Consider the following 22,516-nt stretch of genomic DNA (forward strand, 5'->3'; position numbering starts at 1 on the left):
GCATGTCACCGGGACCCAAGATCCACGGACCCCGGAATGTGACCGGCGCTACGCTGACCTGCGGTCATGCGGTCACGCGGCACGGGGGTGGACGGGACATGGAACCGGCGGTGCTCGGCAAGCTGGCGTCGGGTCTGATCGGGCCGGCGGTGCGCAAGCTGTTCGTGGCGGAGGGACCCGGCGCGGCCCTGGTCGACCGGCCGGTCCGGGTATCCGGGCTGGTGTCCTTCCGGGGCGAGAAGCGCACCCTCACCCACCGCGACCTGGTCCGGCTCACCACCACGCTGGTGGACCGCGCCACGGGCGCGCCGGGCGAGGCCGCCCTGCCGCCGGACGAGCGGGACGCCGTCGTGCACGCCCTGGCCGACAGCCTGCACGCCCTCGGCGACCTGACCATGACCGACGTACAGGCCGTCGAGCTGGGACACGACGCCCTCGCCGCCGCACTGCGCGGCGCAGCCGGCGACCCGGCACGCGACCTGTCCCGGGACGCGGCCCTCTGCTACGGCCGCCTGCTGGCCACGGCCTGCCTGCACATCGTCAACTTCTTCAGCCAGCGCTCCTCCTTCGTGGCCCGCACCCTGGTCGAGCAGACCCGCAGGCAGCGCGAGCTGATCGCGAAGACGGACGAACTGATCGCCCGCACGCCCCGGCCCGGCGACGCCGACACCGCCTTCGAGCAGCGCCTCCTCCCCCACCTCGCCACCCGGCACGGCAAGCTCACCATCTACGGCATCGACCTCGCCGACTCCCCCGACCGCTGGCCCCTGGACGCGGCCTACCTCAGCCTCCAGGCCGTCGGCCCGGCCGGTGCGGACGACGGCCCCGCCCCCTGGCTCGGCGTCGTCCCCACCGCCCGGCCCGCCGAGCAGGCCCTCGCCGAGCACGACCGGGTGCTGCTGCGCGGGGTCGCCGGCTCCGGCAAGACCACGCTCGTGCAGTGGCTCGCGGTGACCGCGTCCCGGGGCGAGCGCGGCGATCTGATCCCGTTCGTCCTGCCGCTGCGCACCCTGGTCCGCCGCCCCGACGGGCTGCCCGCGCCGGACGCCTTCCTGGCCGCCGCCCGCGTCCCCTTCCACGCCAGCCAGCCCGCCGGCTGGGCCGACCGCGTGCTGACCGCCCGGCGCGCGATGCTCCTGGTGGACGGCCTGGACGAGATCCCCGAACGCGACCGCGAGCGCACCCGGCACTGGCTGCGCGAGCTGCTGGAGGCCTATCCCGGCAACCAGTGGCTGGTCACCTCCCGCCCGTCCGCCGTACGCGAGAACTGGCTGGCCACCGAGGGCTTCACCGAGCTGGCCCTCACCCCCATGGACCCGGACGAGGTGGCCGCCTTCGTCACCCGCTGGCACACCGCCGCCCGCGCCGGGGCACCGGCCACCGAGCACGAGCGCCTCGACGGCTACGAGCGCACCCTCGCCGACGCCGTGCGCGCCAAACCGGACCTGGCCCGGCTCGCCACCAACCCGCTGATGTGCGGGCTGATCTGCGCCCTGCACCGGGACCGGCGCGGCTATCTCCCGCACGCCCGCCAGGAGTTGTACGACGCCGCGCTGGCGATGCTGCTGGTGCGCCGCGACGTCGAACGGGACATGTTCGCGGGCCGCGACGGCACGGACGGCGCCCCGCTCGGCGCGCTGCCACAGATCCAGCTGCTCCAGCGCCTCGCGTACTGGCTGATCCGCAACAACCAGGCGGAGCTGGACCGCGACCGCGCCGAACGCATCATCGCGGACCTGCTGCCCGCCCTGCCGGCGGCCGCCGCGTACGGCGGTGCCGGGGACGTCCTGGACCATCTGCTGCTGCGCAGCGGCCTGCTGCGCGAACCGGCTCCCGGCACCGTCGAGTTCGTCCACCGCACCTTCCAGGACTACCTGGGCGCCAAGGCGGCCGTAGAGGACGGCGACTTCGGACTGCTGGTGCGCGGGGCCGCCGACGAGCAGTGGGCGGACGTGATCCGGATGGCGGTCGCGCACGCCCGGCCCCGCGAACGCGCTGAACTTCTGGGCGAGTTGACCGAGTCGGCGGACCGGCTCACGGGCGCGGCAAGCACCCGCGTACGGCTGCTGGCGCTGGCCTGCCTGGAGCACGCCACCGAGCTGGACCCGGCCGTGCGGGCCGCCGTGGAGCGCGGCGCGGCCGCCCTGATCCCGCCGCGCACGACGGAGGAGGCGCGGGCGCTGGCAGCCGCCGGGCCGCTCACGCTGGAGCTGCTGCCCGGCCCGGAGGGGCTGAGCGAGGAGGAGGCCCGAGCGGTCGTCGTCACGGCGTCGCTGATCGGCACGCAGGCGGCGGTGCCGGTGCTGGCCCGGTTCCGGGACCATCCGGCGGTGCCCGTGCGGGCACAGCTCACCTGGACCTGGCACCGGTTCCCGACGGTGTCGTACGGCCATGAGGTCATCGCCCGGCTGCGGGAGGACGGCCTCTTCTTCAGCGCCCAGTCCGGCGAACAGGCCCGTTTTCTGCGCGACTTGGGCGGACGTGCGGCGCAGCAGTTCGTCGGCGACCTCGATCCGGGGGAGCTGGCGGCGAGCCTCGTGCCGGAGCGGGTGAGCGAGATCTACCTCCGCGACAACGAGCTGCTGCGGGACCTGACCGGCCTCGCCGCGCTGCCCCGGCTGGCCCATGTGGCGCTGGCCAACTGCCCGTCGGTGACGGAGCTGGACCCGCTGGCCGGGCTCCCGGTGACCCATCTGTCCCTGAACTCGATGCCGGGCCTGGAGCGGCTTGGCGTGTTCGCCCCGCTGTCCGGCTCGGCGGACCTGACCAGTCTCGACGTGGGCATGCTGCTGCGGGGCGGCGGCCTGGACGAGGCCCTGCCCCGGGATGTGCCGCTGCGCTTCCTGCGCTTCACGAAGAACGCGCTGTGGTACACCGGGCTGCGCGGTCTTCACCGCTTCGGGACGCTGAGCCGGCTGAGCCTGGCCAACCTGATCTCGACGCTGTCCCCCGAGGACTACGAGGAGATCGCCCGGCTGCCCCACCTGGAGGAGCTGCGGGTGATCTGGGACGTCGTCGGGTGGGCGGGGCCGCCGCTGCCCACCATCAGCAGCCTGCGGCTGTACATGTTCATGGGCGACGAGGACCTCTCGCAGATCGGCCGGCTCTTCCCGGGCCTGACCCGGATCGAGATCTCGCTGGCCCCGGAGTCGGCGGGCGTACGGCCGGACGTGCGGGCCCGGTTGCCGCTGGAGCCGGTCATCACCCGGGCGACCCGCGTGGTGTGACGCACATCTCTGTACCACCACCACTCTGTACGACTACCCCCCAGTAACCCTACGGTTCCTTTCGCGCCACCCTCACCACTGATCATGCCCCTGACAGCACAACCGTCAGGAAAATCCCGGCAGTTCAGCACCCGGACGTGAGAGGACCCCCACGATGAGCAGACGCCCCTGGGCGCACCGGATCTCCGTCACCGCCGTCTCCGCCGCCGTTTCCACGGCAGCGCTGGCCACGCTCACCGTCCCCGCCCACGCGGCGGACACGGCCGACACGACGGCCCCGGCGAACGGCACCACCGCCACGGCCTCGGCCACCGCCGCCAAGGTCGACTACGGCGCCTGGCAGAGGGACTGCCAGACCGTCATGGACCAGGCGCTGCCCTACCTCAAGGCCCGGATCGCCGACGCCCGGCCGGGCGAGAAGCAGGCCATCGTCTTCGACATCGACAACACCACGCTCCAGACCGACCTCGGCTTCAGCATCCCGCAGGCCGCCAACAAGCCCGTGCTGAACGTCGCCCAGTACGCCCAGGCGCACGGCGTCTCCCTGTTCTTCGTCACCGCCCGCCCGGGCATCATCGAGGAACCCACCGAGTGGAACCTGGAGTACGACGGCTACCAGGTGTCCGGCCTCTACGTCCGCGGCTTCCTCGACCTCTTCAAGGACGTCGCCGCCTACAAGACCGCCCAGCGCGCCGACATCGAGAGCCACGGCTACACGATCATCGCGAACATCGGCAACAGCGCCACCGACCTCAGCGGCGGCCACGCCGAGAAGACGTTCAAACTCCCGGACTACGACGGCCAGTTGTCCTGATCCGGTTGCGATGACCCGCCTCACCCCCAGCCGGCCGGGGGTGAGGCGGACGCGGTTCACACCTGCGCGGTGTCCGCCGTGCTCAGCCGCCCGTCGCGCACCTCGGCGATCCGGTCGACCGCCGTGAGGTGGGTGCTGTCGTGCGTGACCAGGACGGTCGCGGTGGCCCGCTGCCGGGTCAGGCGGGTGAGGAGGCCGACGACGGCGGCGCCGCGCTCGTGGTCGAGGGCGCTGGTGGGCTCGTCGACCAGCAGCACCGTCGGGTCGTTCATCAGGGCGCGGGCGATGTTGACGCGCTGGCGCTGACCGCCGGAGAGCTGGTGCGGCCGCCGCCCGGCCTGCCCGGCCAGGCCCACGGCGTCGAGCAGTTCCATGGCCCGCTCCCGCGCCGCGCGCGCCTTGCGCCCGTCGATCCGCGCCATGACCTGGAGCTGCTCCAGCGCGGTCAGGGACGGCAGCAGGTTGGGCTGCTGGAAGACGATCCCGATGCGGTGGCGGCGCAGGCCGGCGAGTTCCGCGCGGCTCAGCCCGGCGGTGGACGTCCCGTCGACGACCACCGTGCCCCGGTCGGGGGTGATCAGCGTCGCGGCCACCGCGAGCAGGCTGGACTTGCCCGAGCCGGACGGCCCGACGACCGCGGTGACACTCCCCTTGGGCACCTCCAGGGTGACCCGGTCCAGGGCGGTCAGGCGGGAGTCGCCGTCGGGGTAGGTCAGCGTGACGTCGGACAGGTGCAGGCTCATCGGGCGCTCCCCAGGGCGGTCAGCGGGTCGACGGAGGTGATCCGGCGGACGGACAGCCCGGCGCCGAGCGCGCCGAGCGCGATCATCACGGCGGCCGGGACCAGGACGGTCGCCGGGGTGAGCAGGAACGGCACGGCCGACCCGGAGAGCAGGGCGCCCACGCCGGCGGCGATGCCGGTGCCGATCAGCGTGCCGCCGGTCAGCAGGACGACGGCCTGGCCGAGCGCGTCCTTCAGGAGGCTCGCGGTGGAGGCGCCCAGCGCCTTGAGGACGGCGATGTCACCGCCGCGCTGGATGGTCCACACAGTGAAGAAGGCGCCGATGACGAGCGCCGAGATCGCGAACAGGAAGCCGCGCATGAGCTGCAGGGAGCCGTTCTCGGAGGTGTAGGAGCCGATCGCGGACAGCGAGTCGTCCTTCGGCACCGTCTTCGTGCCGGCCACCTCGTCCAGGGCCCGCACATCGGCGCCCGGGGCGGTGTCCAGCGCGATGACGGTGGCCGTCGGCCCGTCGTCGGCGCGGCCGCTCGGCGGTGCCGTCCGCCGCCAGGTGTCGAGGCTGACCCAGATCACCGGGGTGTGGCTGAAGGAGGCGTCACCGCGTACGGCTGCGACCGTCAGCCGCTGCCCGGCGAGGGTGAAGCTGTCGCCCGCCGAGACGCCGAGGTCGTCGGCGGCGGGCGTCGACAGCACCGCCGTACGGGCGTCGAGCCGGCCGCTGTCCGGGGCCAGCGGGGAGCCGGGGCGGACCCCGAAGGCGGAGACCCCGCTGCTGCGGTGACCCGCGGTGGCCTTCGTGGTGGCGATGCCCAGCGGCTCCGCGCCGCGCACGCCCGGCGCGTCCGCCCACCGCCGCCACTGCTTCTCGGTGACGGTGGAGTCCGCGTACGACAGCTTCTCCCCCGCGCCCGGCGCGCCGAACGCGATCCGGTCCACGGGCAGGGACGTGATCGCGGACACGTTCTGCCGGCCGAGACCGGCGGTCAGCCCGGACAGCAGCCCCACCAGCAGCGTGATCAGCACGATGACGGCGCCCATCAGGGCGAAGCGCCCCTTGGCGAACTTCAGGTCTCTCCAGGCGACGAACACGGCCTCGGCCTGCCCTCTCATGGCGGGGAAAGCGGTATGCCGACAGCCTCGCCGGGGACCCCCCGCCCGGACATCTGGCCCAGGGGAGCACTTCACTTGTAACTTTCGATGGAGGCCCCGGGGCGGGTCTCTCCTTAGGCTGGGAGGACCGTGAACACCACCGCCCCCACTCCCGCCCTCACCCCCACCAGCCGGGCCCTCACCTGGTGCCTGCACCTGCTGGTCGCCGGGCTGCTCGCCCTCGCGGCCGGCCGGGCCGTGGCCGACGGCCACGCGCACGCCGGGGCGGTCGTCGCCGTCGCCGCCGCGTGCGGCCTGGTCTACGCGGCCGGTCCCGCCCTGCCCCGCGTACGGCGCTCACGCCGGGCCGCCGCGCTGTGGCTGGCCGCCGTGAGCGCCGTATGGCTGGTGCTGCTGGCCCTGTCCGCGGACGGGGTGTGGGTGGCGTTCCCGCTGTACTTCCTCCAGCTCCACCTGCTGCCGCGCCGGGCCGGCCTGGCCGCCGTCGCGGCCACCGCGGCGGCGGCGATCGCCGCGTTCGCCGCGCACCAGGGCTCGTTCAGCGCGGCCATGGTGATCGGCCCGGCCCTCGGCGCCGCCGTGGCCGTCGCCGTGGTGTGGGGGTACGAGACCCTGTACCGGGAGAGCGAGCGGCGCCGGCGGCTGATCGAGGAACTCACCGCCACCCGCGCCGACCTGGCCGCCGCCCAGCACACCGCCGGTGTCCTCGCCGAGCGGGAACGGCTGGCCCGCGAGATCCACGACACCCTCGCCCAGGGCCTGTCCAGCATCCAGCTGCTGCTGCGCGCCGCCGAACGCGCCCTGCCCGGCACACCGGAGCACGCGACCGCCTCCCGCTACGTCGACCAGGCCCGCCAGGCCGCCGTCGACAACCTCGCCGAGGCCCGCCGCTTCGTCGCCGCCCTCGCCCCGCCCGCACTGGAGGGCACGACCCTGGCCGACGCGCTGGCACGGCTGTGCGCCACCACCAGCACCCGCCACCCGGTCACCGCCCGCTTCCACCGCACCGGCGAGCCCGTGCCGCTGCCGACCGCGCACGAGGTCGCCCTGCTGCGCATCGTGCAGTCCGCGCTCGCCAACACCGTCCGGCACGCCGGGGCCACCACCGTCGACGTCACCCTCGCCCATCCGGCCGGGCACGTCGTCGTGGAGATCGCCGACGACGGCACCGGTTTCGACCCCGCCGGGCTGCCCACCCCCGACCCGGAGGCCGGCGGCTTCGGCCTGACCGCGATGCGCGCCCGCGCCCAGGCCCTGGGCGGCACGCTCACGATCCACTCCACCCCCGGCCACGGCACGACCCTCACCGCCCGCCTCCCGCTCACCGACCCGGACCCCACCCGGGTATCCGAGGCCACACCGGAGCCCCCAGCGGCACGGGGACCCGCGACCGCCCACCACACCACCGCGCCCTCCGGATGCCACCTCACCCCGCCCACCGACCCCGCCCCCGGCCCCATGCCCGGCCCGGCGCCCGAGGCCGCGCAGGGGCCCGAAGCCGCGTACGAGTCCGCAGCCCGCCACGGCACGTCGTCGGCTCCTCCCGCGGCCGACGGGGTCGCCGATGACCTGCCCGGTTCCCCGTCCACGTCCGAAGCCGAGGCCCGTCCGTGACCGAGAACCCCGTCCGTCTGCTGCTCGCCGATGACCACCCCGTCGTGCGGGCCGGGTTGCGTGCCGTGCTGGAGACCGAGCCCGGGATCGAGGTGGTGGCGGAGGCCGCCACCGCCGAGGAGGCCGTCGTCCGGGCCGGGGAGGGGGACATCGACGTCGTCCTCATGGACCTGCAGTTCGGCAGGGGCATGAACGGCGCCGAGGCGACCGCCGCGATCACCGCCCGGCCGTCGGCGCCGCGCGTGCTGATCGTCACCACGTACGACACCGACGCCGACATGCTGCCCGCCATCGAGGCCGGCGCGACGGGCTACCTCCTCAAGGACGCCCCGCCCGAGGACCTGGCCGCCGCCGTCCGCACCGCCGCGGCCGGCCGGACCACGCTGGCGCCCACCGTCGCCAACCGGCTGATGAACCGGCTGCGCACCCCCGGCACCGCCCTGACCCGGCGCGAGACGGAGGTGCTGGCGCTGGTCGCCGGGGGCCTGTCCAACCAGGCCATCGGCGGCCGGCTCCACCTCACCGAGGGCACCGTCAAATCCCACCTGGCCCGCATCTACGCCAAGCTCGACGTCGACTCGCGCACCGCCGCGGTCGCCACCGCCACGGAACTGGGCCTCATCCGCCGCTGACGCCCGGCCCGTCGGGACGCTCGGAGACGGCCAGGGCGTCCACCATGCGGTTCAGCCGGGCGCGGGCCCGCGCGGCGTACGCGCGCGGCACCCGGATCTCCGCCGTCGCCCACCGGGCGTCCGCCACCGCGTACGACAGCGCCAGCACCGGCATGCTGCTCAGCAAGGCGGCGATCCGGCCCAGCGCGCCACGGCTGTCCCGCAGCGTCACGGAGAACGTGCACACCCCGCCGGTCGGGGTGGTGGTGTCCGGGAGGGAAAAGACGTCGTGTGTCATGCCGGTTGTTTCCTGTCCAGGGGTGCCGTCGAAGAAAACAAAAAGACCCCTCGCGGAATGCGAGAGGTCTGCGTGCGGGCGGTGGGCCGCCGGGAGGGATCGCCCCCGGAGTCAGCTCGGTGCCGGCACGCGGCCGCCGGTAATGAGCGAACGCTGCATGGGCGGGATTCTCACACGAGGCGGCCCCCGCGGAAATGCCGTCTCACTCTCCGGACAGCGTCACTCCCCGGACAGCGAGCGGGCACGAAAAGGGCCGGTGCCTGCCGGCACCGGCCCTTTCCCCGTTCAGGCGAAACCCCGGACGGTCACGCGTCCTTGCTCAGGTTCGGCCCGGCACCGCCGGCCGCCTGCTCGATCGGCGGGACGTCCGGCAGGGCCGACTTCTCCTCACCCCGGAAGGTGAAGGTGGCGGAGTCGCCCTCGCCCTCGGTGTCCACGACCACGATGTGACCGGGGCGCAGCTCGCCGAAGAGGATCTTCTCGGAGAGCGTGTCCTCGATCTCCCGCTGGATCGTCCGGCGCAGCGGCCGGGCGCCCAGCACGGGGTCGTAGCCCTTCTTGGAGAGCAGTTCCTTGGCGGACTGGGACAGCTCGATGCCCATGTCCCGGTCCTTGAGGCGCTCGTCCACCTTGCCGATCATGAGGTCGACGATCGCGAGGATGTCGGCCTGGGTCAGCTGCGGGAAGACGACCACGTCGTCGACGCGGTTGAGGAACTCGGGCCGGAAGTGCTGCTTCAGCTCGTCCGAGACCTTGTTCTTCATGCGCTCGTAGTTGGACTTGGTGTCGCCCACGGCGGCGAAGCCGAGGTTGAAGCCCTTGGAGATGTCCCGGGTGCCGAGGTTGGTCGTCATGATGATGACCGTGTTCTTGAAGTCCACGACCCGGCCCTGGGAGTCGGTCAGGCGACCGTCCTCCAGGATCTGCAGCAGCGAGTTGAAGATGTCCGGGTGGGCCTTCTCGACCTCGTCGAAGAGGACGACGGAGAACGGCTTGCGGCGCACCTTCTCGGTCAGCTGGCCGCCCTCCTCGTAGCCCACGTAGCCGGGGGGCGAACCGAAGAGACGCGAGACCGTGTGCTTCTCGCTGAACTCCGACATGTCGAGGGAGATCAGCGCGTCCTCGTCACCAAAGAGGAACTCGGCGAGCGCCTTGGACAGCTCGGTCTTACCGACACCGGACGGGCCGGCGAAGATGAACGAGCCGCCGGGACGCTTGGGGTCCTTCAGGCCGGCGCGCGTACGGCGGATCGCCTTGGACAGCGCCTTGACGGCGTCGACCTGGCCGATGACCCGCTTGTGCAGCTCCTCCTCCATGCGGAGCAGGCGGCTGGACTCCTCCTCGGTCAGCTTGAAGACCGGGATGCCGGTGGCCGTGGCGAGGACCTCGGCGATCAGCTCGCCGTCGACCTCGGCGACGACGTCCATGTCGCCGGCCTTCCACTCCTTCTCCCGCTTGGCCTTGGCGGCCAGGAGCTGCTTCTCCTTGTCGCGTAGGGAGGCGGCCTTCTCGAAGTCCTGCGAGTCGATCGCGGACTCCTTGTCCCGGCGGACGGCGGCGATCTTCTCGTCGAACTCGCGGAGGTCCGGCGGCGCGGTCATCCGGCGGATGCGCATCCGGGAGCCGGCCTCGTCGATCAGGTCGATCGCCTTGTCGGGCAGGAAGCGGTCGGAGATGTAGCGGTCGGCCAGGGTGGCGGCCTGGACCAGCGCCTCGTCGGTGATGGAGACGCGGTGGTGCGCCTCGTACCGGTCGCGCAGGCCCTTGAGGATCTCGATGGTGTGCGGCAGGGACGGCTCGGCGACCTGGATGGGCTGGAAGCGGCGCTCCAGGGCCGCGTCCTTCTCCAGGTGCTTGCGGTACTCGTCCAGCGTGGTGGCGCCGATGGTCTGCAGCTCACCGCGGGCCAGCATGGGCTTGAGGATCGAGGCGGCGTCGATAGCGCCCTCGGCGGCACCCGCACCGACCAGCGTGTGCAGCTCGTCGATGAACAGGATGATGTCGCCGCGGGTGCGGATCTCCTTGAGGACCTTCTTCAGGCGCTCCTCGAAGTCACCGCGGTAGCGGGAGCCGGCGACCAGGGCACCGAGGTCCAGGGTGTAGAGGTGCTTGTCCTTGAGGGTCTCGGGCACCTCGCCCTTGACGATGGCCTGGGCGAGGCCCTCGACGACGGCGGTCTTGCCGACGCCGGGCTCACCGATCAGCACCGGGTTGTTCTTCGTACGGCGGGACAGCACCTGCATGACCCGCTCGATCTCCTTCTCGCGCCCGATGACCGGGTCGAGCTTGGATTCGCGGGCCGCCTGGGTGAGGTTCCGGCCGAACTGGTCCAGGACGAGCGAGGTCGAGGGGGTGCCCTCGGCCGGGCCGCCGGCGGCGGCGGTCTCCTTGCCCTGGTAACCGGAGAGCAGCTGGATGACCTGCTGCCGCACCCGGTTCAGATCAGCGCCCAGCTTGACCAGGACCTGGGCGGCGACGCCCTCGCCCTCGCGGATCAGGCCGAGCAGGATGTGCTCCGTGCCGATGTAGTTGTGGCCCAGCTGAAGGGCCTCGCGGAGCGAGAGCTCCAGGACCTTCTTGGCACGGGGAGTGAAGGGGATGTGGCCGGACGGGGCCTGCTGGCCCTGGCCGATGATCTCCTCCACCTGCTGGCGGACCGCCTCAAGCGAAATGCCGAGGCTCTCCAGGGCCTTAGCGGCGACACCTTCACCCTCGTGGATGAGACCCAGGAGGATGTGCTCGGTGCCGATGTAGTTGTGGTTGAGCATCCGGGCTTCTTCCTGAGCCAGGACGACAACCCGCCGCGCGCGGTCGGTGAACCTCTCGAACATCGTTAATCGCTCCTCAGAGCGGTCAGGCAGTGGGGGGAACTTCCCCTCCCTGTCCTTCCGCAGCTTAGTCCCGCAAGCGGGGACCGCTCATTCCAACTGCCGACACCGGACCGAGAACCAACTCTGCCTCCTGACCCCGTAAGCCGACATCTGCTCCAACTTGATGGTGCGAGACGATGTTCCCGCAGGCCAGGCAGTTACCCCAGTCGCCAGTACGCCGATGGCGAACGTGAGACGGCCCGGGACGCGTGTCGCCCCCTCCCACTAGGCATGTCTTACCCGCGGGGACTGACACTCCATGCCGCGTGCGCCGGTTCCCTCCGCTATGGGCGAACAACCTTGCGCCTCCCCGCACCCCCAACGCGCCCCCGTTCACGGCACGCTGCGCAATCAATGGCACACCCAGCGTAACTCGGGGGCCCCGGTGACGGTTGCACCTGGCATGGCTGGTTCGGTCCCCGCGACCTCCACGGTCCCCCTGCTCCCCCTCCCCCGCCGCCCCCTCGACCCGCAGGCCCCGGACACCTCAGCGGTCCGGCGCTGGTACGAGAACGAGCTGGGCTGGCCGACCGCGCCCGGGGACCCGCTGTGCCTGCGCACCGGCGTCCGGTTCGACGTCCTGGACGTCCCGGCCGAGGCGGGCGCGGCCGCTCTGCGGCATCTGGGGCCGGACTCCCCGGTGGCCCTGCACGGGGACCGGCTACGGCTACTGGTGGCCGCGGGCAGCGCGGAGGAGCTGCCGGGGCTGCTGGAGTGGCTGGAGTGGGGCGCCCTGCGACTGGACCTGCGGACCCTGGGCGCGGGCGGCCTGATAGCGGCACCGGGACTGCCTGGGCTGCCTGGGCTGCCTGGGCTGCCTGGGGCCGGCGTTCCCGGGGCTTCGGTCCAAGGGGCCGGTGCTGCTGGGGCTTCGGCCCGAGGGGCCGGTGCTGCCGGGGCTTCGGTCCAGGGGGCCGCCATGTGGGTGCGGCCCCCTGGGCCGGGAGGTGAGGTCGAGGCCTCGCTGCCGACACTGGCGTCGGCAATGGGGGGCCCGGGGGGCGCCCCTGATCTCGTGCGACTGGTGGACACGGTGGCAGCGGGGTGCCACCGGATCCGGCTGCGGCGCGCGTGCGCCCGGCCGTCCGCCGGTCTGCGGATTCAGCCGTTGGCCTTCTCGTAGGCCTCGCGAATGGTGGCGGGGACACGGCCGCGGTCGTTGACCTCCATGCCGTTCTCCTTCGCCCACGCGCGGATCGCCGCGGTGTCCTGGTTGCCACTGGTAGCGGCGCGCGTCTTTCCGCGTCCGCCCGCGGCACGGCCACCGGTACGGCGCCCGCCCTTCACATAAGGCTCGAGAAGGCCGCGCAGCTTGTCCGCATTGGTGGTCTTGAGATCGATCTCGTACGTCTTGCCGTCCAGCGCGAACGTCACGGTCTCGTCGGCCTCGCCACCGTCGAGGTCGTCGACAAGAAGGACCTGAACCTTCTGTGCCACCGGATTTCCTTTCATCGATAACGTGAGGGCCCAGGGAGTGTGGGGTCTGCCGTTTCACCGCTCCCTGATATATGCAGTACTGCAGTACGTCGGAAAGCAAACCGCTTTTGCCGGAAAAACACAAACCCCTGGGATGGAACCAGGGGTGGCCCCGCGCCCGGAAACATACGCGTTTCGGACATAGGGCACCGGGGCAATGACGATCACAGATGCAGAAGCATCCGGCTGTTGCCCAGGGTGTTCGGTTTCACTCGTTCGAGACCGAGGAACTCCGCGACACCCTCGTCATAGGAACGCATCAGCTCCGCGTAGACATCCGTGTCCACCGGTGTCTCGCCGATCTCGACGAACCCGTGCTTCCCGAAGAAGTCGACTTCGAAGGTGAGACAGAAAACGCGGCGAACACCGAGCCAGCGCGCGGTCTCCAGCAACTTCTCCAGCACCCGGTGGCCGACACCGGCGCCCTTCAGGCCGGGCTTCACCGCGAGAGTGCGGACTTCCGCCAGGTCTTCCCACATGACGTGCAGGGCGCCGCAGCCGACGACCTCGGCGTTGTCGTCGCGTTCGGCGACCCAGAACTCCTGGATGTCCTCGTAAAGCGTGACCGTGGCTTTGTCGAGCAGGATGCGGTCGCGGACGTAGGCGTCAAGGAGGTCGCGCACGACCGGGACATCGCTGGTCCTCGCCCGCCGGACGGTGATGGCTTTTGCGCTGGCTTCGGGACGCGTCGCTGACATGAGCGGACGCTATCGCCCGGCGGTGTCCCCCGCCGCGCCGGGGTTCTCCGCCGGCGGCGCCTCGGGGGGTTCTGGGGTTTCCGGTCCCTGGACGATGCGTACGGCGTCCCGGAGCGCGTGACGCTGTTCCTCGCTCATCATCCCGAAGAACGCGACGAGAGCGGCGGCCGGGTTGTCGCTCTGCGACCAGGCGTCGTTCATCAGTGCGGCCGCGTAGGCGGCACGCGTCGAGACGGCCTCATATCGATAGGCCCGCCCTTCCGCCTCACGGCGGACCCAGCCCTTCTGGTGGAGATTGTCCAGAACGGTCATCACGGTGGTGTACGCGATGGACCGTTCCTGCTGGAGGTCTTCGAGGACTTCCCGAACAGTCACCGGCCGGTTCCACTTCCACACCCGCGTCATGACCGCGTCTTCGAGTTCTCCCAATGGGCGAGGCACGCTCAGCACAATAGTGGGAGAACCGCACATTGGCGTGTCAGACCTGCGCATAGCCGACAGAACCAAACAAAAAGGGCACTGTCGGGAGAGCGGCGAGTCTTTGCGCACGAGGGGGGCGTCCTCGCAGCCAACGGCACCCCAACCAACCCAGGGGCGCGGGGCTCTGCCGATATGCGGCTCCGCCGCGCGGGCGCGACAAGCCACGACGCACCGTCACCCGGCGACGCACCGAACCCCGACGGCGGCCCCATCCCGCAGCTCAGCCCAGCTCAGACATCCCGGGCCGGGGAACCCTGCCGAGCCCCCTCAGCGCGAGCGATCGCAGCGTCGACCGCCGCGTCTTCCTTGTCCTTCGCCGCCCCGCCCTGTGTCTTCACGATCACCCGGACCACACCGATGAAGAACACGGCCATGACGATGGGGGGCACGAGCGCGGAGACGTAGTCCATGCCTCAAGAGTAGTCACGCCGGGCCGGGCGAAAGGGACGGGGTGGCCCAACCCGCCGACATCCGACACCGACGGGCGCCCGGCCTGCGGCGATGCCCCGGGCGCCCGCGCGGGCGCTTCAGCCCACGGCCAGTTGCCGCGACTCCGTCGGCTCCGTCGGCTCCGTCCGCTCCGCCGGGGGCGTGGGCGGCTTGCGGCGCGGGAAGACCTCGCCAGGGGTCGGCACGGGGCGCTTGGGGGGTGCGGGGGGCTGCTCGGCGGGCGGGGTCTGGCCGGGCTTGGGGGCCGGCTTCGGCGCGGGCCTGGGCGGGTTGTCCTGGCCGTTGGCCGAGGGCGTGGCCGCGCCGCCCCTGAGGGCCTGCAGGCGGGTCCGGGACGCGGGGATCATGGGCGCCGGGACCTTCCGCGCGCCCTGCGCGAAGCGAGCCCGCACGTCCCGCTCGGCCAGTTCCCGGCAGCGGTCCAGCAGGGCGGCCGCCGCCGGGTTCCCGCGCAGCGCCCGCAGCGCCGCGAGGTCGTCCGGGGTCGGCCGGTGGCCGGCGCCCAGCGCCTCCTCCAGAAGCGCGAGGTAGCCGGTCAGGGCGCCCGGCAGGGCCGCCCGGTACCGGTCCAGGTCGGCCCGCAGGAAGGCGCGCAGCCGGGCTCCCTCGCACATCGCCTCGTCGAGCGACTCGGCGAGCCGGGAGCAGTCCTTGACCTCCTCGGCGGAGGCCTGGCCGGGGTGGAGGGCGAGGGCGAGAGCGCGGCGGAGCACACGCAGCTCCTCCGCGCCGAACGCCATGCCGCCGCGGGATCCGTATGGCGTGGGCATGCGGCGACGCTATCGCTAATCGGACAAAAGTGACGGATCGGGGTGATTTATGGGCGCGTGTCGCCCCCTCCGTTACCCCGACCGGCGTCTTCCCGACGCCGCTTCACGCGCGGCCGTGACGCCCACTCGGCCGCGGCCGTGACGGAGGCCGCTCACGACCGCGACACCGGCCGCTCACGACCGCGACGCCACCCGCCTCACAACCGCGACACCGGCCGCTCACGACCGCGACGCCACCCGCCTCACAACCGCGACACCGGCCGCTCACGACCGCGACGCCACCCGCCTCACAACCACGACGCCGGTCGCTCACAACCGCGACGCCACCCGCCTCACAACCACGACGCCGGTCGCTCACAACCGCGACGCCACCCGCCTCACGGTCACGACACCGGCCGGTCACAGGCGGGAGACGTTCCGCTCGTAGACCATCCGCAGGCCGATCAGGGTCAGCCAGGGCTGGTGTTCGTCGATCACCGAGGACTCGCCCAGGACCATCGGCGCGAGGCCGCCCGTCGCGATCACCGTGACGTCGTCCGGGTCGTCCGCGAGTTCGCGGGCCATGCGGCCCACCACGCCGTCGACCTGCCCGGCGAAGCCGAAGACGATGCCCGACTGCATGGCCTCGACGGTGTTCTTGCCGATGACGTTCCGCGGCCGGGCCACCTCGATCTTCCGCAGCTGCGCGCCCTTGATGCCGAGCGCGTCGACGGAGATCTCGATGCCGGGGGCGATGACCCCGCCCACGTACTCCCCGCGCGCGGAGACGGCGTCGAACGTGGTCGCCGTACCGAAGTCGACGACGATCGCCGGGCCGCCGTACATCTCGACGGCCGCGACCGCGTTGATGATCCGGTCGGCGCCGACCTCCTTGGGGTTGTCGGTGAGGATCGGCACGCCGGTCTTCACGCCGGGCTCGACGAGGACGGCCGGGACGTCGCCGTAGTAGCGGCGGGTGACCTCGCGCAGCTCGTGCAGCACCGACGGCACGGTCGCGCAGATGGCGATGCCGTCGATGCCGTCGCCCAGCTCGTCGCCGAGCAGCGGGTGCATGCCCATCAGGCCCTGGAGGAGCACCGCGAGTTCGTCCGCCGTGCGGCGGGCGTCCGTGGAGATGCGCCAGTGCTCGACGATGTCGTCCCCGTCGAAGAGGCCGAGGACCGTGTGCGTGTTGCCGACGTCGATCGTGAGCAGCATGGCCGTTACTCCGCCTCGCGCAGGTCCAGGCCGATGTCCAGGATCGGCGAGGAGTGGGTCAGCGCGCCGACCGCCAGGAAGTCCACGCCGGTGCCGGCGTACGCGGCCGCGTTGTCCAGGGTGAGCCGGCCGGAGGCCTCCAGCAGGGCGCGCCCGCCGACGATCGCGACGGCCTCCGAGCACTCCCCGGGCGTGAAGTTGTCCAGCAGGATGAGGTCGGCGCCCGCGTCGACGACCTCGCGGAGCTGGTGCAGGGTGTCGACCTCGACCTCGATCGGCACTTCGGGGAAGGCCTCCCGTACGGCCTTGAAGGCCTGGGCGACACCGCCGGCGGCGACCACGTGGTTGTCCTTCACCAGGGCCGCGTCGGACAGCGACATGCGGTGGTTGACGCCGCCGCCGCAGCGCACCGCGAACTTCTCCAGCGACCTGAGGCCCGGGGTGGTCTTGCGGGTGTCGCGCACACGCGTGCGCGTGCCTTCCAGGGCGTCCGCCCACGCGCGCGTGGCGGTCGCGATGCCCGACAGGCGGCACAGGACGTTCAGCGCGCTGCGCTCGGCCGTGAGCAGGTCGCGGGTGCGCGTGGTGACCGACAGCAGCTGCTGTCCGGCCGCCACCCGCTCGCCGTCCTCGGCGTGCCGCTCGACCTCGAACTCGTCGGTGCACACCACGGACAGGATCGCCTCGGCGACCCGGAGGCCGGCGACGACGCCCGCCTCGCGCGCGGCGAAGTCGGCGGTGGCGACCGCGTCCTCGGGGATGGTGGCGACGGTCGTCACGTCCACGCCGCCGTCCAGGTCCTCCTGGATGGCCACGTTGGCGATGTCCTCGACCTCGACGGGGTCGAGGCCGGCCTCGGCCAGCAGGGCGGCGAGCGCGGGGTCGAGGCCGCACTCCAAGTACTCCTCGTCGCCTGCGCCGCCACAGGCGCAGCCGTCGCCGCAGCCGCCGGTCGGGGCGAGGGGAAGATCGTCGGTGCTCACGTGTGTCACTGCTCCTGGGGACGCTGGGCTCGGCGGATCGGGGGGAAGTCTGCGGTGTCCGTGGTGCGGGCGGCCAGGGACCGGTCCGGATTGACCGTGACGACGATGTGGCGGCGCCAGTGCGCGTCGTCGCGGTCGGCGTGGTCCTCGCGCCAGTGGCAGCCGCGGGTCTCCTCGCGCATCAGGGCGGCGGCGACCAAGGCGCGGGCCACGCACAGCAGGTTGGTGGCCTCCCAGGTGTCGACGCCGGGCTCGGCGGTCTTGCCGTTCTCCTGGAGGGCCTCGCGGGCCTCGGTGTGCAGCCGCCGCAACTGATCGGCGGCCCGCTGGAGGGACTCCGCGGAACGCAGCACGCCGGCGCCGTCGCTCATGATCCGCTGGACCGCGAACCGGGTCTCGGGGGCGAGCAGCGGGTGGGCGGGCGTCTCGGGCTGCGCGACGGGGGCGGGCACGCGCGCGTGGAGGGCGTCCTGGGCATGGGCGGCGGCGATGTCGGCGGCGATCCGCTCGGCGTAGACGAGGCCTTCGAGGAGGGAGTTGGAGGCGAGCCGGTTGGCGCCGTGCACACCGGTGCAGGCGACCTCGCCGCACGCGTACAGGCCGGGGACGGTCGTACGGCCCCGGGCGTCGGTGCGTACGCCCCCGGAGGCGTGGTGGGCGGCCGGGGCGATCGGGATGGGCTCGGTGACCGGGTCGATGCCGTGGGCGCGGCAGGCGGCCAGGATGGTCGGGAAGCGGTTCTCCCACATCTCGGCGCCAAAGTGCCGGGCGTCGAGGAACATGTGCTCGGCGTCCTGCTCCAGCATGCGCCGCAGGATGCCCTTGGCGACGATGTCCCGGGGCGCCAGCTCGGCCAGTTCGTGCTGCCCGACCATGAAGCGCACGCCGTCGGCGTCGACCAGGTGGGCGCCCTCGCCGCGTACCGCCTCGGAGACGAGCGGCTGCTGGCCCTCGGCGTCGGCGCCGAGGAACAGCACGGTCGGGTGGAACTGCACGAATTCCAGGTCGGAGACCTCGGCACCGGCCCGCATGGCGAGCGCCACGCCGTCACCGGTCGACACGGACGGGTTGGTGGTCGCCGAGAAGACCTGGCCCATGCCGCCGGTCGCGAGGACCACGGCGGGCGCGTGCACGGCGCCGACGCCGTCGTGCTGGCCCTCGCCCATCACGTGCAGGGTGACACCGGCCGTGCGGCCCTCGGCGTCGGTCAGCAGGTCCAGCACGAGCGCGTTCTCGATGGTGCGCAGCCCGCGCGCGCGGACGGCGTCCACGAGCGTCCGGGAGACCTCCGCGCCGGTCGCGTCGCCGCCCGCGTGGGCGATGCGGCGCCGGTGGTGGCCCCCCTCGCGGGTGAGCTGGATGTCGCCTCCGGCGTCGGTGTCGAAGTGCGCGCCGGTGGAGATCAGCCGCCGTACGGCGCCCGGGCCCTCGGTGACGAGGAGGCGTACGGCCTCCTCGTCGCACAGGCCGGCGCCCGCCACCAGGGTGTCGTCCAGGTGCTGTTCGGGGGTGTCGCCCTCGCCGAGGGCGGCGGCGATGCCGCCCTGGGCCCAGCGGGTGGAGCCGTCGTCGAGGCGGGCCTTGGTGACGACGACCGTGGTCAGTCCTGCGGCCTCGCAGTCCAGGGCCGCGGTGAGGCCGGCCACGCCGGAACCGACGACGACCACGTCGGCGGAGATGCTCCAGCCGGGGGCGGGGGCGTGCAGCCGTATGCCGGTGCTGGTGCCTTTGCTGGTGCCTGTGCTGGTCACGAGGCGGCTCCGAAGGATCCGAAGGTGAGCGGGATGTTGTCGATCAGCCGGGTCGTGCCGACCCGGGCGGCGACGGCGAGGACGGCCTCACCGGTGAAGCCGTCCTCGATCTCGGTGAAGTCGGCGGGGTCGACCAGGGCCAGGTAGTCGAGGTGGAGCGGCGGCTCCATGCGGGCGGCCTCGTCCAGCGCCTGCCGGGCGGCGGCGCGGACGGCGGCCGGGCCGCCGGGCGTGGCCGTGGCCACGGCGTGCGCGTCGGCCGCCGCGCGGGACTCGCCTATGGCGCTGAGCGCCTCGGCACGCGCGTGCGTGGAGGGCACTTCGCGGGCCCGCGCGCGCAGCGCCTCCTGGGCGGCGTGCCGGTCGCGGCCTGCGAACAGGGCCCGGGACAGGGCGAGGGCGGTGCGGCGCTCGCGGTCCGAGAGGTAGCGGTTGCGGCTGGACAGGGCGAGCCCGTCCTCCTCGCGTACGGTGGGTACGGCGGCGATCTCGACGCCGAAGTTCAGGTCGCGCACCATGCGGCGGATCAGGGCCAGCTGCTGGGCGTCCTTCTGGCCGTACAGGGCGACGTCGGGGCGGGTGAGGTGGAGCAGCTTGGCGACGACGGTGAGCATGCCGTCGAAGTGGCCGGGGCGTGCGGCGCCCTCCAGGCGTTCGCCCATGGGGCCGGCCGTGATGCGCACCTGGGGTTCGCCGCCGGGGTAGACCTCGTCCACGGCGGGCGCGAACACGGCGTCGGCCCCGGCGCGTTCGGCGATCGAGAGGTCGGCGTCGAGGGTGCGCGGGTAGCGGTCCAGGTCCTCGCCGGCGCCGAATTGCAGCGGGTTGACGAAGACGGTGACGATGACTTCGCCGGCCGGGCCGGCGATCTTCCGCGCGGTGCGGATCAGCGTGGCGTGGCCCTCGTGCAGGGCGCCCATGGTCATGACGACCGCGCGGCGGCCGTGGCGCACGCGCGCGTGCAGCTCGCCGGCGGTGCTCAGCAGGGCGGTGGTCATCGGGCGGGTCCCCTCGGTGCCGTTCGGGCCGGTGGTCATCGGGCGGGTCCCCTCGGTGCCGTTCGGGCCGGTCGTCATCGGGTGGTCCCCTCGGTGCCGTTCGGGCCGGTGGTGCCGGTGCCGCGGTCGCTCGCGTCGGCGAGCACGCCGAGCAGGTCCTCGGCGAGTTCGGCCTTCAGCAGGCCGTGGGCGAGGGCGCGGTCGGCGGTCGCGCGGGCCATCGCCAGATAGCCGGCGACGGTCTGCGGGGCGTGCTTGCGCAGCTCGGTGACGTGCGCGGCGACCGTGCCGGCGTCCCCGCGCGCGACCGGGCCGGTCAGCGCGGCGTCCCCGGAGCGCAGGGCGTTGTCCAGGGCGGCGCCGAGGAGCGGGCCGAGCATCCGGTCGGGCGCCTCGACGCCGGCCGAGCGCAGCAGCTCCATGGACTGGGCGACCAGGGTGACCAGGTGGTTGGCGCCGAGGGCGAGGGCCGCGTGGTAGAGCGGGCGGTTGGCCTCGCTGATCCACTCCGGTTCGCCGCCCATCTCGATGACGAGGGCCTCGGCGGCCAGCCGCAGCTCCTCGGGCGCGGTGACGCCGAAGGAGCAGCCGGCCAGGCGCTGCACGTCGACGGGGGTGCCGGTGAACGTCATCGCCGGGTGCAGGGCCAGCGGCAGCGCGCCCGCGCGCAGGGCGGGGTCCAGGACCCGGGTGCCGTAGCGGCCGGAGGTGTGCACGAGGAGCTGGCCGGGGCGGACGGCGCCGGTCTCGGCGAGTCCGGCGACCAGGCCGGGCAGGGCGTCGTCGGGGACGGTGAGCAGGACCAGGTCGGCGCGCTGGAGGACGTCGGCGGGCGGTACCAGGGGCACTCCGGGGAGCATCGCCTCGGCACGCCGGCGGGAGGTGTCGGAGACGCCGGAGACGGCCACCGGGCGGTGGCCGGCGAGCTGGAGGGACGCGGCGAGCGCGGGGCCCACCCGGCCGGCGCCGACAACGCCTACCGTGAGCCGCGCGGGGCGGTCCTCGATGTCTGACTGGTGGACTGTACTCACGCGACGGCGGCCTTCCCGTTCCAGTCCGCTCTGGGTACCGGACGATTTCTCGTCATGTTAACGCTATCTCGTTCCGGGGGCGGTTGGTTGTCCACAGGCTGTGCGTTTCGCCACGCCCCCGGCCCGCGGGCCCCACCGGAAATCCCGGTGCTTCCCGGGGGCCGGGACGGCATGATCTGCGGCATGAGTGACACGGCAGCGAAGGACGGGACCCCCTCGGTGCGAGAGCGCCGGACAGCCGCCAACCGGGAGGCCCGGCTCGCCCTGTCGCGCGCCCCCGTCCGCGCCACCCTCCGCGATCGGCTGACGTGGCTGACGGAGGCGGCGGCCGAGGTCCACGACCTGGACGAGCCGGCGGACGTCTACGGCGACGGGGTGGTGTCCGCCCTGGAGGACCGGGTGGCCGCCCTGCTGGGCACGGAGGCCGCCGCGTTCTTCCCGACCGGCACCATGGCCCAGCAGGTCGCCCTGCGCTGCTGGGCGGGCCGCACGGGCGGCCGCACGGTCGCCCTGCACCCGCTCGCCCACCCCGAAGTGCACGAACGGCACGCGTTCAGCCAGGTCAGCGGCCTGCGGCCGGTCCACCTGAGCGCCGAGCCCCGGCTGCCCACGGCCGCGGAGATACGGGACTTCGCCGAGCCGTTCGGCGCGCTGATGCTGGAACTTCCCTTGCGGGACGCCGGGTTCGTGCTGCCCACCTGGGAGGAGCTCACGGCGACCGTCGAGGCGGCGCGGGAGCGGGACGCGGTGGTGCACTTCGACGGCGCCCGGCTGTGGGAGACCACCGTGCACTTCGGCCGCCCGCTGGCGGAGATCGCGGGCCTCGCCGACAGCGTCTACGTGTCGTTCTACAAGTCGCTCGGCGGCTTCGGCGGCGCCGCGCTCGCGGGCCCGAGGACGCTGGTCGAGGAGGCGAAGTGCTGGCGGCACCGCTACGGCGGCATGGTCTTCCAGCAGTTCCCGACCGTCCTGTCGGCGCTCGTCGGGCTCGACCGGGAGCTGCCCCGGCTGCCGGAGTACGTCCGGCACGCGCGCGTGGTGGCCGCGGCGCTGCGCGAGGGCTTCGCGGCGGCCGGGGCGTCAGGGGCGCGCGTCCACCCCGCGGAGCCGCACACCCACCAGTTCCAGGTCTGGCTGCCGTACGACGCGGACGCGGTCGCCGAGGCCGCCGTCCGGCAGGCGGAGGAGACCTCCGTGCTGCTGTTCGCCGGCCCCTGGCAGGCGGGCGGGCCGCCCGGTCTCGCGTCGACGGAGGTCACAGTCGACGCGGCCGGCCTGGAGTGGACGGCGGGGGACGTACGCGCGGCCGTGGACGACTTCGTCTTCCGCCTGTCCAAGCCCTGACCGGGCTGCCCGGCCTGTCCGGCGGCGATTGACCGGTCTGTCCGGCGGCCGG

The 22,516-nt window shown here is 73.1% G+C and carries 19 protein-coding genes and 1 pseudogene; 6 read left to right on the forward strand and 14 right to left on the reverse strand.

Annotated features, from left to right (window positions below; all coding sequences use genetic code 11):
• Window positions 1-98 precede the first annotated feature (98 nt).
• Window positions 99-3,227 (forward strand): NACHT domain-containing protein, encoded by a 3,129-nt coding sequence (locus DBP14_RS14625; RefSeq protein WP_241740913.1) that lies wholly within the window; start codon window positions 99-101, stop codon window positions 3,225-3,227.
• Between the two features lie 154 nt (window positions 3,228-3,381).
• On the forward strand, window positions 3,382-4,041 hold the full coding sequence (locus tag DBP14_RS14630; protein ID WP_129307650.1) for an HAD family acid phosphatase: 660 nt from the start codon (window positions 3,382-3,384) through the stop codon (window positions 4,039-4,041).
• A 56-nt stretch (window positions 4,042-4,097) separates the two neighbouring features.
• On the opposite strand, the gene DBP14_RS14635 is transcribed toward DBP14_RS14630, so the two are convergent.
• Both DBP14_RS14635 and DBP14_RS14640 read right to left on the reverse strand, forming a co-directional pair.
• Window positions 4,098-4,784 (reverse strand): ABC transporter ATP-binding protein, encoded by a 687-nt coding sequence (locus DBP14_RS14635; RefSeq protein WP_129307651.1) that lies wholly within the window; start codon window positions 4,782-4,784, stop codon window positions 4,098-4,100.
• Window positions 4,781-5,872 carry an ABC transporter permease gene (locus DBP14_RS14640; RefSeq protein WP_129311864.1) on the reverse strand — a complete coding sequence of 364 codons (1,092 nt, stop codon included), beginning with the start codon at window positions 5,870-5,872 and terminating at the stop codon, window positions 4,781-4,783. The genes DBP14_RS14635 and DBP14_RS14640 overlap by 4 nt, the downstream gene beginning before the upstream one ends.
• 150 nt (window positions 5,873-6,022) lie before the next feature.
• Between DBP14_RS14640 and DBP14_RS14645 the strand changes: the two are divergent.
• Both DBP14_RS14645 and DBP14_RS14650 read left to right on the forward strand, forming a co-directional pair.
• A pseudogene (locus DBP14_RS14645) lies at window positions 6,023-7,216 on the forward strand (sensor histidine kinase); the annotation flags it as partial.
• A 287-nt stretch (window positions 7,217-7,503) separates the two neighbouring features.
• Window positions 7,504-8,139 carry a response regulator transcription factor gene (locus DBP14_RS14650; RefSeq protein WP_129307652.1) on the forward strand — a complete coding sequence of 212 codons (636 nt, stop codon included), beginning with the start codon at window positions 7,504-7,506 and terminating at the stop codon, window positions 8,137-8,139.
• On the opposite strand, the gene DBP14_RS14655 is transcribed toward DBP14_RS14650, so the two are convergent.
• Window positions 8,126-8,416, reverse strand: coding sequence for a hypothetical protein (locus tag DBP14_RS14655; protein WP_129307653.1), 291 nt, complete (start codon window positions 8,414-8,416; stop codon window positions 8,126-8,128). The genes DBP14_RS14650 and DBP14_RS14655 overlap by 14 nt on opposite strands.
• A 305-nt stretch (window positions 8,417-8,721) precedes the next feature.
• Entirely contained in the window at window positions 8,722-11,247 is a 2,526-nt protein-coding gene (locus tag DBP14_RS14660; RefSeq protein ID WP_129307654.1) for an ATP-dependent Clp protease ATP-binding subunit, read from the reverse strand.
• 442 nt (window positions 11,248-11,689) lie between these two features.
• Here DBP14_RS14660 and DBP14_RS14670 point away from each other — a divergent pair, with 442 nt between their 5' ends.
• Window positions 11,690-12,409 (forward strand): SCO3374 family protein, encoded by a 720-nt coding sequence (locus DBP14_RS14670; protein ID WP_129307655.1) that lies wholly within the window; start codon window positions 11,690-11,692, stop codon window positions 12,407-12,409.
• Here DBP14_RS14670 and DBP14_RS14675 read toward each other — a convergent pair.
• The 10 genes from DBP14_RS14675 to DBP14_RS14720 form a co-directional block, all read right to left on the reverse strand.
• Complete coding sequence (locus tag DBP14_RS14675; RefSeq protein ID WP_129307656.1) at window positions 12,388-12,723, reverse strand: Lsr2 family protein; 336 nt, start codon at window positions 12,721-12,723, stop codon at window positions 12,388-12,390. The genes DBP14_RS14670 and DBP14_RS14675 overlap by 22 nt on opposite strands.
• 203 nt (window positions 12,724-12,926) lie before the next feature.
• Window positions 12,927-13,460, reverse strand: coding sequence for an amino-acid N-acetyltransferase (locus DBP14_RS14680; RefSeq protein ID WP_129307657.1), 534 nt, complete (start codon window positions 13,458-13,460; stop codon window positions 12,927-12,929).
• Between the two features lie 9 nt (window positions 13,461-13,469).
• Window positions 13,470-13,889, reverse strand: a complete 420-nt coding sequence (locus tag DBP14_RS14685) for a BlaI/MecI/CopY family transcriptional regulator (protein ID WP_129311865.1) — start codon at window positions 13,887-13,889, stop codon at window positions 13,470-13,472.
• Window positions 13,890-14,170: 281 nt separating this feature from the next.
• Window positions 14,171-14,350 (reverse strand): hypothetical protein, encoded by a 180-nt coding sequence (locus tag DBP14_RS14690; protein ID WP_129307658.1) that lies wholly within the window; start codon window positions 14,348-14,350, stop codon window positions 14,171-14,173.
• Between the two features lie 117 nt (window positions 14,351-14,467).
• Entirely contained in the window at window positions 14,468-15,130 is a 663-nt protein-coding gene (locus DBP14_RS14695) for a hypothetical protein (protein WP_129311866.1), read from the reverse strand.
• A 429-nt stretch (window positions 15,131-15,559) separates the two neighbouring features.
• A complete protein-coding gene (locus DBP14_RS14700) occupies window positions 15,560-16,357 on the reverse strand; it encodes a type III pantothenate kinase (protein ID WP_129307659.1) in 798 nt (265 codons plus the stop codon).
• A gap of 5 nt (window positions 16,358-16,362) precedes the next feature.
• Window positions 16,363-17,340 carry a carboxylating nicotinate-nucleotide diphosphorylase gene (gene nadC / locus DBP14_RS14705; RefSeq protein ID WP_129307660.1) on the reverse strand — a complete coding sequence of 326 codons (978 nt, stop codon included), beginning with the start codon at window positions 17,338-17,340 and terminating at the stop codon, window positions 16,363-16,365.
• Window positions 17,341-17,345: 5 nt separating this feature from the next.
• Window positions 17,346-19,091: an L-aspartate oxidase gene (locus tag DBP14_RS14710; RefSeq protein WP_129307661.1), complete on the reverse strand. Its 1,746-nt coding sequence runs from the start codon at window positions 19,089-19,091 to the stop codon at window positions 17,346-17,348.
• On the reverse strand, window positions 19,088-20,089 hold the full coding sequence (gene panC, locus DBP14_RS14715; RefSeq protein ID WP_129311867.1) for a pantoate--beta-alanine ligase: 1,002 nt from the start codon (window positions 20,087-20,089) through the stop codon (window positions 19,088-19,090). Before panC ends, DBP14_RS14710 begins: the two co-directional genes overlap by 4 nt.
• Window positions 20,090-20,163: 74 nt before the next feature.
• On the reverse strand, window positions 20,164-21,120 hold the full coding sequence (locus tag DBP14_RS14720; protein WP_129307662.1) for a DUF2520 domain-containing protein: 957 nt from the start codon (window positions 21,118-21,120) through the stop codon (window positions 20,164-20,166).
• A gap of 183 nt (window positions 21,121-21,303) precedes the next feature.
• Between DBP14_RS14720 and DBP14_RS14725 the strand changes: the two genes are divergently transcribed.
• On the forward strand, window positions 21,304-22,464 hold the full coding sequence (locus tag DBP14_RS14725; protein WP_241740914.1) for a beta-eliminating lyase-related protein: 1,161 nt from the start codon (window positions 21,304-21,306) through the stop codon (window positions 22,462-22,464).
• Window positions 22,465-22,516 lie beyond the last annotated feature (52 nt).

This window comes from Streptomyces sp. L2 (assembly GCF_004124325.1).
Lineage (GTDB): Bacteria > Actinomycetota > Actinomycetes > Streptomycetales > Streptomycetaceae > Streptomyces.

What these genes read in the sequence shown, in the direction of transcription:
- DBP14_RS14690 (WP_129307658.1), bottom strand. Translation starts at nt 14,350, where the DNA reads ATGGACTACGTCTCCGCGCTCGTGCCCCCCATCGTCATGGCCGTGTTC.
- DBP14_RS14655 (WP_129307653.1), bottom strand. Translation starts at nt 8,416, where the DNA reads ATGACACACGACGTCTTTTCCCTCCCGGACACCACCACCCCGACCGGC.
- DBP14_RS14680 (WP_129307657.1), bottom strand. Translation starts at nt 13,460, where the DNA reads ATGTCAGCGACGCGTCCCGAAGCCAGCGCAAAAGCCATCACCGTCCGG.
- DBP14_RS14700 (WP_129307659.1), bottom strand. Translation starts at nt 16,357, where the DNA reads ATGCTGCTCACGATCGACGTCGGCAACACGCACACGGTCCTCGGCCTC.
- DBP14_RS14670 (WP_129307655.1), top strand. Translation starts at nt 11,690, where the DNA reads ATGGCTGGTTCGGTCCCCGCGACCTCCACGGTCCCCCTGCTCCCCCTC.
- DBP14_RS14625 (WP_241740913.1), top strand. Translation starts at nt 99, where the DNA reads ATGGAACCGGCGGTGCTCGGCAAGCTGGCGTCGGGTCTGATCGGGCCG.
- DBP14_RS14725 (WP_241740914.1), top strand. Translation starts at nt 21,304, where the DNA reads ATGAGTGACACGGCAGCGAAGGACGGGACCCCCTCGGTGCGAGAGCGC.
- DBP14_RS14630 (WP_129307650.1), top strand. Translation starts at nt 3,382, where the DNA reads ATGAGCAGACGCCCCTGGGCGCACCGGATCTCCGTCACCGCCGTCTCC.
- DBP14_RS14695 (WP_129311866.1), bottom strand. Translation starts at nt 15,130, where the DNA reads ATGGCGTTCGGCGCGGAGGAGCTGCGTGTGCTCCGCCGCGCTCTCGCC.
- panC (WP_129311867.1), bottom strand. Translation starts at nt 20,089, where the DNA reads ATGACCACCGCCCTGCTGAGCACCGCCGGCGAGCTGCACGCGCGCGTG.
- DBP14_RS14635 (WP_129307651.1), bottom strand. Translation starts at nt 4,784, where the DNA reads ATGAGCCTGCACCTGTCCGACGTCACGCTGACCTACCCCGACGGCGAC.
- DBP14_RS14660 (WP_129307654.1), bottom strand. Translation starts at nt 11,247, where the DNA reads ATGTTCGAGAGGTTCACCGACCGCGCGCGGCGGGTTGTCGTCCTGGCT.